This window comes from Bacteroides sp. MSK.20.12 (assembly GCF_019052435.1).
GTDB lineage: Bacteria > Bacteroidota > Bacteroidia > Bacteroidales > Bacteroidaceae > Bacteroides > Bacteroides xylanisolvens.
In genome coordinates, this window is the sequence record NZ_JAHQVH010000004.1 from 187,021 (window position 1) to 199,056 (window position 12,036).

A 12,036-nucleotide genomic window follows, 5' to 3' on the forward strand; every position below is an offset into this window, starting at 1 on the left:
ATCTTTGTGACAAATAATTAAGTAAGAAATAATAAGGTACGAAATAATTAGGCACGGATTACGCGGTTTAAGTGAACGAGTAGAACCGTGAAATCCGTGTAATCCGTGCCTAATATTATCGACTGACAGTTGTTCTTCCTGCTTTGCTTCGTGCCTGTACGTTTACATCATACATCGCTTCACATTGAACGGCAGGGAGAATAAAGTTACCGGCATAGGTCGCTTGTAACCTGACAGTGAATACCTTTGTCTCACCGCGGCGCAGATTGAAATAGGTCAACACCCTGTCATCACGTATATCCTGATAGCTGTACTTGCTGACTGATTGACCGGAGCCGTCGGCTGCTACGTTTTCCGTTTTGGGAGCAACCATTCTTTCATTGTATATTTCCCAACCGGACGGTATGATATGCGTCAGTGCCAGATTAGTGTAATCGGAAGTACCGCTGATATTGGATATTGAGGTGATAGCCATAAAGTCAGTTCCCTGTATGATGTCATTGACAGAGAGCGGTGTACCGTTCAGGTTAGCATATCTTATATCCATGCGGAGGTTATCGCTGATAGCCGGTAACGTATCGTTTAATAACTGCGTACGTGTGATAAGGTCTACGCTAAGCGCTCCCTTTCCTTGATTCTTCACAGAAACAGTGCCGGATTTTGGAGTGGTAGCGATCTCTTTTTCAAACACAGCTTTGGCTGATTTTACAGCAGGCTGCTGTTTATCGTTCCATGACCACACAAAATCCAGTGTGCCTGACAGCTTTTCTGCCAGACGTCCCATTGCCATCAGAGCAAAAGCGGTAGATTGTGTACTGAACCAATCCTCTTGTGATAGATTCTTAGAAACGACTTTCGCTTGTTGTAAAGCATCCCGTTCCCGGTTCATCAGGATGAGTGTTTCCAAAATCATTGCTTCGTCACGATCGGAAGAACCGTAAATCTGATTCATGGAAGAGTAGGGGTTCACCGTTGTTTCTACATTATACACAAGTTCTTCAGCCGGTTTCATCTTTCCGGTCAGTGCGTATGCGGCTGCCAGTCTCCATTTGGCCTGAATAGATAATCCGGTCTGTTCTTTCATTCGGTTCATGGCTCCATATTCCGGTACTCCTGCCAATGCAAGGGTATATAAACGGAAGGCTTGTTGCAATTCCGACTGCCATTGCTGCCAACCGCTTGCTTCCTGCGGCATACGCCAGTTTTGTGCGGCTGCACGTTGGAAGCGCTTCCACTTGTTCAGTACGTTCGCATGAACGGCATATCCTTTTTCTTGCGCCAGCGTCAGGAACATTCCTGCATAAGAACTGATCCATTCGTCGGCAACAGCATTCCCCGGCCAATATACAAATCCGCCGTTGGGGAGCTGACGACCATAAATCTGCCGGATAGCTTCCTGTACATTCGTCTTTATCTTTTCGGCTTCCGTCTTATCTATCGTCTTGAATTGAGCGACAAACAGAAGAGGCAGAGCCTTGGAAGTCAACTGCTCCGTGCAATGGTGCTGATAATTGTATAAGAAGTCGAACCGACGGCTGATATCTACCGAAGGTATGCGGGATACTTCCAGCTTGATCTGATTATTTGTGGAAGAACTGCTTAGGTTGTATGACAATTCTTTGCTTTGTCCGGCTTCTATCCATTGACTGTTGCGCAGGGTTACTACCGGATTCGGATTGCGTACGTCTATTTCAATGGTTTCTTTGGTTTGTTGTCCGCCGCCATTTGCTGTCAGGTGGATTGTAGCCTTTCCGGTTTTGCTGCCTGTTTTTAAGGTAAAGAAGACAAGCTGGTCTCCCGGTTGGGTGAATTTGAGCGATTGTTGGTTAGCTCCTACAATCTGTACTCCTCCACCGGATACCTGAAGTGATACGGTCACATTCTTCACTTGATTCTCCATCGCAAAGATATTGACCGGAACGGTAATTTCTTCCTGAATACTAAGCACACGGGGCAAAGTAGACAACATCATCAATGGAGTTCGTACGAAGGCAGTCTTTTCCGCATTGCCATAAGCACCGTCCTGTCCGGCAACCACCATGGCACGTACCGAACCCACATACATCGGAAGTTTCAATGTATGCGTCTGGCTCTTTCCTTTTCCCAGATAGAAAGGACCTATAAACTTGACTACCGGTTTAAAACGGTTTGCTTTAGCATCGGCAGGTTTCAGTGTGGCGTCTCCACCTGTGCTGAAAAGCGAACTGTAGCTTCCGGAAGAAGCTCCCAATACATTATCATACATATCCCATGTCCGGATGCCAAGCGCTTCGCGTGAATAGAAATCATTCCATGGGTCCGGTGTCTTGAAGTTGGTAAGATCCAATAAACCGTCGTCTACGATCGCCAATGTATAAGTCATCGGTTTACCGCTCTTTTCGCTGACGGTTACGTTGAAGTTGGTTTCCGGGCGTAACACTTCCGGCATCTGTATCTGCGGTTGCAATACTGTCTGACTGTTAGTGACAAATACCGGAACAACGCCGTACATACGGATAGGCAGGTCATTGACTGTTTGTGCGTGAGGCTGTAACAGACTGATATGCAAATATACGTTCGGAGTCATCTCCGGCGTAATCTTGAATGTATATTTCGTATCTCCTCCGTTGGAGACTTCTATCCATTCCTGACGCAAAACTGTCGAACCGTTTTCAATGGATACCAGTGCACGTCCTCCCGCTGCCGCAGGAATAATGGCTGTGGCTGTTTCTCCAATTTCGTATGAATCTTTGTTCAGAGAGAAAGCAAGCATCTTGATGCCGCTGGGATCTGTTTTGCTCGAACGTCCGCGCCATTCCGGCCAGTCTATATAAACGGTTCCTCCGGTGGCATGTCCGCTCTCTTTGTCTTTTACGTAAACCAGGTAGCGTCCCCATGATGGATAATCGACGCGGAACTTGAAGGATGCTTTTCCGCCTCTTGTCTGTAAGTTGCCGCTGGCAACAGGTGTGATGGAACTGTTGTTGATGTAAGTGCCAAAAGATTCACCGCTGTTCTCCCACCACCAGCTCCAGCCGATGCGGTATATTTTGTATTCCAGATTAGTACGGTTCACTAACTGTCCCTGCGTGTTTACAGTCACAATATCGAATACGTGATCTTTGTCCGTTTCAATATATTTGCCTTTCGGTTGGTTCAAGTTGATACCGACGTAAGATGTAAATGGCGAGAACGGGATTGTTTGGGTGTAGATGCTGGCATCTCCTCCCGGTTCGAATACACGGGTGGTGAAAGTTGCATTCAACATACCCGGTGCTTCGGTTGCAGTCGGAACTTTCAGTGTGACGCTGGCTTTTCCTTCTGCATCCAGTGTACCGTCAAATACATCTGTTTTGATAGTCGTGAAATCCGTAGCCGGATTATTGAAGATATATTGTCCGTACTTCTTAAACTGTGTATTCACTTTAGATAAAGACATTTCTATTTTAGCTTTCAATTTGGAGGCAGTGGCTCCTGTCAACCAGGTCGAAGTGAGTGGGGCGTAGATATCTTTGTCCGTAGCTTGAAGAACCTTTGGCAATGCCAGGTTTATTTTCAAGCGGTTGGGCTTTATGGTTTCGATGCGCAGACCTTTGTGGAAGGTGGTTCCTCCTACCTTAATATATGCATTCCAGAGTCCGGTCGGATCTGTAGCCTGTGTCGGAACGTCGAATGTGTAAAATCCGTTCATTCCTTGCGTTGAAATCATTTTGGTGTAGAACTGTCCTCTCGGATTATATATTTCCAGTGCTACGGGATGCTTGTCGGGGATTCTCTTTTCGCGGTCCTCCAATATAAAGGAAATGTGCAATGTGTCTCCCGGTCGCCATACTCCTCTTTCGCCATATATGAATCCTTTCAATCCCTTTTGAATATCTTTTCCTCCTACATCGAATCTGCTGACGGACTGTTCTTCACCGTCTACGACACGCACATACGCCTTTTGCTTTTCCGATTCTGCCACGATAATGAAAGGTACGCCTTTCGGAGTGATTTCAACGAACCCGTCTCCATTGGTCTCTCCCTTTCCTATGGGCTGTAACTGGAAGTTATATGCTGTTACTTGTGCTTTCCCTATCGGTTTGGTGTCCAAAATATTGCTTACGGCAATCCATAGTTTGTTCAGTGAATTCCGTTTTACAATCATTCCTAGATTGGAAGCAAACACATTACATGCAGCAATTCGGTCTGAATTCATATAATAAGATGGATGGCATGGATTGTCGCGTTCCGTCCATCGGTACACGCTCCAGTCCATTGTTCCTCCGTTGTAATAATAGTAAGCTTCGGGCGTATTCCAGATGGCTTCATCTTCTTCTGACAAGACACTTCCGCTTACTTTGATCAACCCGTCGGATGTGTTACTGTCGGCAAATTTCATATCCTGATTCTCGTTTCCTCCACAAGGATAAGCGGAGTATTCCTGACGGAATGAAAGTATGACACGGTATATGGCACCCGGCTCCTGATGAATCAACCCGGCAAGATCTATTGAGTAATCTCCCCAATGATGAATGTCTTTGGAAGCATCTTTGGCAAGCCACAATGTTTTTTTGTAAACCAGTCTTCCCGAGCGGCGTAGTTCATTGGCCGAGGCGAGCGAATTGGTTTGCATAAACATCAATACATTATTCTCGAAGACGCGGATCACGCTCAAATCCACAGCATATAGATTGACTGCTCTGAAAGGAATAATCAGACTTTTCGAATCGGGCAGGATAGCGGCGGAGGTAGACATTTCTACCTGTGGTTTCAGACTTACTTCACTGAACGAGATCGTATGAGAAGTTCCCAGCGCTTTACCTTGACTGTCTTTGACTCCTTCATGGATATTCAACGTCAGTTTGTTCTGTGTGTTTGCTTCGAAATAGATAAAGACTCTGTTTTCGCTGATTTGGAAGATAGATGAGGAGACTTCCGGAATCTCAATCAGTCCTTTTAAATCCTGGGTAGTGGATAAAGGAGCGGAGAAAACAATCTCAATTCCGTTTTCCGGTTGTTCAATGCGTTCGGCAGACATAAAACGGAAGCAATCTTTAGCCGGTATCAGCACTTCTTCGCTTTGTTTGCGGTCAATGCCGGCTGGGTTACCATTGGCTGTAATGGTCAATGGGTAATCATCAGCTTCTCTGGGTATTTGTCTGATGTTGAACTGATACCGGGTAAGGTTGTCTGTCGCGGTGACTTCTACCGGATAACTCTTCTTGCCATCGCTGGCAGTCAGCATCTTTTCCACTTCCTCTTTTTTCACTACATCGCTGAAGCGTATTTCTCCTTTAATATTTATTTCATCCGGTTGGGTAGCTGTAATTGGTAACGACTCCAACTGCAAAGTGAAGTTACGTTCCTGCACACGGAATGAGAAGTTGAACTCTTTTAGTTTTTTGTCCACTTCGATGAAGTCTCCCAGTTGGAAAGTTCCTTCGTAGAGCGTTCCCGGTTTCAATGTTCCTTCTTCCGGCACAAACTCAATGGTGTTGTTGCTTACCCAGTATGCTTTTCCTTTTAATGAAGGGGAAAAGCTGAACGGATTGTTTTTTAACTCACTGTTCAGATCCACCATGGGTTGGTCATGGGTCAACTCTATGCGTATGGTTGAATTCTGTGAAATAACTCCTCCCGTATACGCATTTACATACGGTGCATAATCGGCAGAAGGAATGATGTCTTTTTGAGTACGTGTGCATGAATATAGGCCCACAGTCATCATGATAAGTAGGAGTAGTCCGGTAGCACTAATGCTACGTGTAGTCTTTGTTAGTCCCATAGCGATGAGTTTTTTTATAGTTCAACAAACAAATATACAGTTTTTATGCTAAATCCTTTGTTATTCTGATTATTTTTGCAAGTTCTTAATCAATTTATTTATGGGGAAAAAGAAAGAATACAAAGAGGCCAATCGACGATTTCTGAAAAAGCTGTCATTTCAGGAAGGTGTTTTTGCGTTGCCGTGTGGAATTTATTACAAAGTTTTGGAAACTGGTGAAGGTACGATTTCTCCGGGTGCGCGGAGTATTGTTACCGTGCATTACAAAGGAAGTCTGATTGATGGCCGGGTATTTGATAATTCTTATGAACGTACTTGTCCCGATGCCTTACGTCTTAGTGATGTAATAGAAGGATGGCAGGTAGCACTTCAGAAAATGCACGTTGGAGATAAATGGATTATCTATATACCTTATGCAATGGGATATGGTATTAAATCTTTTGATTCTATTCCTGCTTACTCGACATTGATATTCGAAGTGGAACTGCTTGGAGTTGCATAGAGTATAAAAATGAGCTATATATAATCAGATGCATGGATATTTTTCTTTTAGCTTCTTTATAAAGGATTTGCTTTTGCAAAGGTAGCTAAAAGTAGAAATATCCGGTAATAAAAATATGCAGCTTTGGAGACATTTAATAATGCTGACCTATCTTATATTTTCTTTATGTCCTTGACAGAATCATCTTTTGCCAATTCTTTAATCTCTTTATTCAAAAACACGGAAAGTATAGTTCTTACTACAACTACTCCGCCCAAGATCGCCAGTTCATCCAAAGTAGGATCAACTACAGTTTTCAGTATGTCGGATGCGATAAGGAATTCCAGTCCTAGTAAGAGGTAACTGCCGAAATCTGCTCTAAGTTGCCGGATATTATTAATAGTATAAGTTCCGTTGAACCGTTTTATCTCATTGCGCAGGAAGGCAACGAAACCAACGAGCACACCATAGGTCACAATCAGTAGACTGATGACACTGATGATAGTGGCGAGTGTATTTAAGAATGTGAGTAGCATTGTTGTATAATGTTTAGTATCTGTTATATAAACAAGTGAAGTTGTATAATAGTTCTCAAATAGAACTTTCGTTAGGATTGAGCTCTCAATCTAATTGTATATCAATAAAATACAAATCTCCATCTATTCCATAAAGTATCGCCTGTGTACTTAAAGTTGTTCAGCTTTACAACTATATCTTCATCTCCTGTATAGACTCATTTTCTCCATCTTTACTTAAGAATTCTATATTCAAATTAGAGGGGGGATCCATAAATCGTCTGAATTGGCAAATGAAATTAACTCTTCAATTTGCCTTCTCTTATAGCTCTCTGTTGATCCAAACGTTCTTGTTGCTTCCTTTTTTCTTCTAATGAGGCTGGCTACTTGCTCCATAATGCTATTGACTTGCGAGTACGCTCTATCCATTGCTTGTGAAATTCGTTGATGTATTCCATAATTTTATTGATTATGAGCTTATGCAGATATGGTTATTAGGTTTATATCCAACAAAGTTCAGTTGATAAATTAGCATTGTTATATAATAATTCTTTGGTGTTTATGCCAATATCTTTTAATAAATATAGAATGGAAACGCTATTCCAAAAGTTTTTGTTTTTAAATAAAAATAGGAGAGTGCTGTATTGAGCACTCTCCTTATGTATAAAAGTAATAAATTACTTACCCAAAGCCTGAGCTATGTCAACAGCACAAGCTACTGTACAACCTACCATCAGGTTGTTACCAATTCCCAGGAATCCCATCGTTTCTACGTGAGCAGGAACAGATGAAGAACCAGCGAACTGAGTGTCTGAGTGCATACGCCCCATCGTATCTGTCATACCGTATGAAGTAGTGACACTGCATCCCTATAATTCAATCAAATTAATCGTAAATGATTGTTTTACAGGTTAATATTGAAATGTTTTAAAGAACGCTCCAGATTATAAATCTCTCTGCTTTGAATAAATGGTCGTGAATAAGTCACAAACCTTATATATTTAGTAATGCTGTTACTTCATTTTTTAGTTTTGGTAAATGATTAATAACCATACTCCAAAGTATATCTACGGATAGACTATCATAGCCATGTATGATATAATTCCTGGCATCTACTATTTTACGAGAATTGGTTATAGCTATATCTTTATCAACTTTTAGTATTCTATTCATAGCTTCACCAATAATTTCTATGTTTCTTTCAACGGCTCGTCTAAGGCATAGGTTACTATAGAAGTCATCATAAACTTTAGGAGCATTGCCGAAGAAACTTTCTACTTCTTCAATGGCAGTTAGAATATCTTGCAAGTGTTTCTTTATTAACTCATCCATAGATTAAAGTTTTAGTTGCATCCACATTCTTCTTCAAATATGGATTCTTAATAGTCTGTTCTTCCAGTAAATCTACTTTTCTACCAAACAAATTTTCTAAAGCATATTTGAAATCAAAGAAATTATCAAAGTAATCGCTTACTTCTGCCTTATTAAAATCGACAACTAAATCAACATCGCTGTTGTCATTAAAACGACTCGTAAGAACAGAACCAAAGACAAATAATTTATGTACCTTATGTTTTTTGCATAGGTCAATTATCTTTTGGATATTATTTTCAATCAGCTTCATAGGTGTATCTCCTTTCAATGCAAAGATAATTAATAACTCTTACTTTAACAAGGTATCATTAGGGATAGTTGTATTAATACTCTACTTTTTTTGCATTGGACTAATAAATACTTTCTTTTTTAGTTTAAAGTAGTATCTATATCCATCTTAGTAAAGTGAAATCAGTATTAGGTAGGAATACAAAACTAAACTATATTAGAAAGGTAGGAGAGAGGTAAATCAGCAGTTCAACCTACGAACATACTGAAAATAAAAATCCCCATAACCTTATCAGTTACAGGGATTTACTATATGGTAATTATTTGAATTACTTACTCAAGGCCTGAGCTACGTCAACAGCGCAAGCCACTGTACAACCTACCATAGGATTGTTACCAATTCCAAGGAATCCCATCATTTCTACGTGAGCAGGAACTGAGGATGAACCGGCGAACTGAGCGTCTGAGTGCATACGACCCATCGTATCTGTCATACCGTATGAAGCAGGACCGGCAGCCATGTTATCCGGGTGAAGAGTACGACCTGTACCACCACCTGAAGCTACAGAGAAATATGGTTTACCAGCAAGAACACGTTCTTTCTTGTAAGTACCTGCAACTGGATGTTGGAAACGAGTCGGGTTAGTAGAGTTACCTGTGATAGATACGTCTACACCTTCTTTCCACATGATAGCTACACCTTCGCGAACGTCGTCAGCACCATAACATTTTACTTTTGCACGAGGACCGTCAGAGTAAGCGATTTCGCGAACAACTTTCAGTTCACCAGTAAAGTAATCGAATTGAGTCTGAACGTATGTAAAGCCGTTGATACGAGAGATGATCTGAGCAGCGTCTTTTCCAAGACCGTTCAAGATACAACGCAACGGTTCTTTACGTACTTTGTCTGCTTTAGCAGCGATTTTGATAGCACCTTCAGCAGCAGCGAAAGATTCGTGACCTGCCAGGAAAGCGAAACATTTAGTTTCTTCACGCAGCAACATAGCAGCAAGGTTACCATGGCCGATACCAACTTTACGGTCGTCAGCTACAGAACCCGGGATGCAGAATGCTTGCAGACCGATACCGATAGCTTCAGCAGCTTCAGCAGCGTTTGTGCAGTTTTTCTTAAGAGCAATGGCAGTACCTACTACATAAGCCCATTTTGCGTTTTCAAAACAGATAGGCTGAGTTTCTTCACACGTTTTATAAGGATCAAGTCCGGCAGCTTCGCAGATAGCGTTAGCTTCTTCGATGTCTTTGATGCCGTTAGCGTTCAAGGCTTCAATGATACCTTTGATACGACGGTCTTGGCTTTCGAATTTTACTTCTCTAATCATAGTTTTCTTTCCTCCTTATATTATTCGTGACGTGGATCAATAGATTTAACTGCTCCCTGTTCTGCTGTTACGCGTCCATAAGTACCTGTAACTTTCTTCAAAGCTTCGTTAGCATCAGTACCTTTCTTGATTTCGTCCATGAACTTACCCATGTGTACGAATTCGTATCCGCAGATTTCGTCGTTCTTGTCCAAGAAGATTTGTTTGATATAACCTTCTGCCATTTCAAGGTAACGAGGACCTTTAGCCAAAGTACCATAAAGAGTACCTACCTGGCTACGCAGACCTTTACCCAAGTCTTCCAAACCTGCACCGATAATCAAACCACCTTCAGAGAAAGCTGATTGAGTACGTCCGTATACGATTTGCAAGAAAAGTTCGCGCATTGCAGTATTGATAGCGTCGCAAACAAGGTCAGTGTTCAATGCTTCAAGGATCGTTTTTCCCGGAAGAATTTCAGCAGCCATAGCAGCAGAGTGAGTCATACCGGAACATCCGATAGTTTCAACTAAAGCTTCCTGAATGATACCTTCTTTAACGTTCAGTGTCAGTTTACAAGCACCTTGTTGAGGAGCGCACCAACCGATACCGTGTGTCAAACCAGAAATATCAACGATTTCTTTAGATTTTACCCATTTGCCTTCTTCGGGTATGGGAGCCGGTCCGTGGTTAGGGCCCTTCTTTACAACACACATGTGTTCCACTTCGTGTGAATAAGTCATAATTAGCTCTTTTTTTAGTGATATAATTAAAAATACGTAGTCACGATTCTCTAAATCGCCCACAAAGGTAGTCGATTTATTTGTTTCTGCAAATCGCCTTTTATTACTTTTTTGTGAAAAGAGACAAATCTGTTTACGTTTTTTCGTCGTTTGTAAAGTCGGGATTGCATTTGTGAAAGATTGAGACCGCGAGAACTATCTATCCTGTGCTTTGTTGTTATTAGAAAAAGAAAATTTATGGAACTGAATCAGATAGATATACATTATTTAATAGCGGCAATTTGCGTTATTTCATCTGCGCTTGTGTTTTATACGATAGGTGTTTGGGGAGAACGTCTTCAAAGGAAATTAAAGTTTTGGCATATCATTTTCTTTCTTCTCGGGTTGCTGGCCGACACGGTGGGTACAAGCCTGATGGAGCATATTGCCGAACTGACTCATCTGCATGACGAAATGCATACGGTGACAGGGGCAATTGCTATTCTTCTGATGTTTGTACATGCGTTATGGGCGATATGGACCTATGTGAAGGGAACGCCTATAGAAAAGAGACATTTTAATCGTTTCAGCATTGTAGTTTGGTGCATTTGGCTTATACCTTATCTAATAGGAGTTTATTTGGGGATGCGATTACATGTATAATAAATAGCCTGAATAGAGCCGGCTATTCATAAATCACCTTACAATATTCTTGTCGGCTGACGATAGCCGGCGATTCGGACAACTATCGTTGTCTGATTAGCCGACTGGAGTTGACTGGATAGCCGACTGGAGTCGTCTGTTATTAAACAGTTGCTTTCCGTTCGGGATATATATGCTATTTGCCTGTTTCTATTAATATAGCAAGTATTGGTTCTCACTATGTGGTGAAACTGTGAAATACATATTCTGTGAAGGATGTGAATACCGTGTTTTATATGATTTGTTCACAGGAAGTGTCTGTAAATGAGTTGATATGCGTCGTGTGAAGGCAGTGGAGGATAGATAATGAAGTTAAGACAGGTAAGATTGTGTAAGGATTATTACTGGATGTAGAATAAAATTCGTAGCTTTGCTGCATAATTTATATAAGAAAGTTATGATCGAAGTTGTAGAATCTACTTTGCAAAAGGCTGCGGGTGAAGGAATGGATGAATTTATCCAGGCGTTTACAGATAAATATAAAGAGATTATCGGTGGCGAACTAACCGCCGAAACAATGCCTCTGCTGACAGGGGAACAACATTCTTTGCTGGCTTATCAGATTTTTCGTGATGAGGTGATGGCGGGGGGATTTTGCCAATTGATTCAGAATGGTTATGGTGGCTATATATTTGATAATCCGTTTGCGAAAGTGATGCGTTTATGGGGAGCGGAAGAGTTTTCGAAATTAGTTTATAAGGCTAAGAAAATCTTTGATGCCAACCGGAAAGACTTGGAAAAGGAACGGACGGATGATGAATTTATGGCTATGTACGAGCAATATGAAGCTTTTGATGACTTGGAAGAAGCCTATTTAGAAATGGAAGAACAGGTCACAGCATTGATTGCAAGCTATGTAGATGAACATTTGGAACTTTTTGCAAAAATAATAAAGTAACGGATGCAGTATTTTTTAAGTACTTGCATTTATTAATTATGAATTAGAATT

The 12,036-nt window shown here is 41.4% G+C and carries 9 protein-coding genes and 1 pseudogene; 3 read left to right on the forward strand and 7 right to left on the reverse strand.

Translation table 11 applies throughout. The annotated features are described in order from the left end of the window. Nucleotides 1-115: 115 nt before the first annotated feature. The gene (locus KTR06_RS03890) at nt 116-5,746 is read right to left on the reverse strand and encodes an alpha-2-macroglobulin (protein WP_217289978.1); all 5,631 of its coding nucleotides are present in this window, start codon (nt 5,744-5,746) and stop codon (nt 116-118) included. 100 nt (nt 5,747-5,846) lie between these two features. Between KTR06_RS03890 and KTR06_RS03895 the strand changes: the two genes are divergently transcribed. Beyond that, the gene (locus KTR06_RS03895) at nt 5,847-6,248 is read left to right on the forward strand and encodes an FKBP-type peptidyl-prolyl cis-trans isomerase (RefSeq protein WP_008021699.1); all 402 of its coding nucleotides are present in this window, start codon (nt 5,847-5,849) and stop codon (nt 6,246-6,248) included. Nucleotides 6,249-6,400: 152 nt separating this feature from the next. Here KTR06_RS03895 and KTR06_RS03900 read toward each other — a convergent pair whose 3' ends face one another. The 6 genes and pseudogenes from KTR06_RS03900 to KTR06_RS03925 all read right to left on the reverse strand — a co-directional run bounded on the left by KTR06_RS03900 (nt 6,401) and on the right by KTR06_RS03925 (nt 10,406). Further along, the gene (locus tag KTR06_RS03900; protein ID WP_008643248.1) at nt 6,401-6,763 is read right to left on the reverse strand and encodes a DUF1622 domain-containing protein; all 363 of its coding nucleotides are present in this window, start codon (nt 6,761-6,763) and stop codon (nt 6,401-6,403) included. Nucleotides 6,764-7,419: 656 nt separating this feature from the next. Beyond that, nucleotides 7,420-7,593 (reverse strand): annotated as a pseudogene (locus KTR06_RS03905) (GGGtGRT protein); the annotation flags it as partial. A 142-nt stretch (nt 7,594-7,735) separates the two neighbouring features. Continuing rightward, complete coding sequence (locus KTR06_RS03910; RefSeq protein ID WP_004315993.1) at nt 7,736-8,074, reverse strand: DUF86 domain-containing protein; 339 nt, start codon at nt 8,072-8,074, stop codon at nt 7,736-7,738. Continuing rightward, nucleotides 8,067-8,366 carry a nucleotidyltransferase family protein gene (locus KTR06_RS03915; protein WP_008021707.1) on the reverse strand — a complete coding sequence of 100 codons (300 nt, stop codon included), beginning with the start codon at nt 8,364-8,366 and terminating at the stop codon, nt 8,067-8,069. The genes KTR06_RS03910 and KTR06_RS03915 overlap by 8 nt, the downstream gene beginning before the upstream one ends. A gap of 307 nt (nt 8,367-8,673) precedes the next feature. Then, nucleotides 8,674-9,684: a GGGtGRT protein gene (locus KTR06_RS03920; protein WP_005677721.1), complete on the reverse strand. Its 1,011-nt coding sequence runs from the start codon at nt 9,682-9,684 to the stop codon at nt 8,674-8,676. 20 nt (nt 9,685-9,704) lie between these two features. Continuing rightward, nucleotides 9,705-10,406, reverse strand: coding sequence for an iron-sulfur cluster assembly scaffold protein (locus KTR06_RS03925; protein WP_007759112.1), 702 nt, complete (start codon nt 10,404-10,406; stop codon nt 9,705-9,707). Between the two features lie 237 nt (nt 10,407-10,643). Between KTR06_RS03925 and KTR06_RS03930 the strand changes: the two genes are divergently transcribed. Both KTR06_RS03930 and KTR06_RS03935 read left to right on the forward strand, forming a co-directional pair. Next, entirely contained in the window at nt 10,644-11,048 is a 405-nt protein-coding gene (locus KTR06_RS03930) for an HsmA family protein (RefSeq protein WP_008643251.1), read from the forward strand. A 436-nt stretch (nt 11,049-11,484) separates the two neighbouring features. Continuing rightward, nucleotides 11,485-11,985 (forward strand): DMP19 family protein, encoded by a 501-nt coding sequence (locus KTR06_RS03935; protein ID WP_008643253.1) that lies wholly within the window; start codon nt 11,485-11,487, stop codon nt 11,983-11,985. Nucleotides 11,986-12,036: the final 51 nt, after the last annotated feature.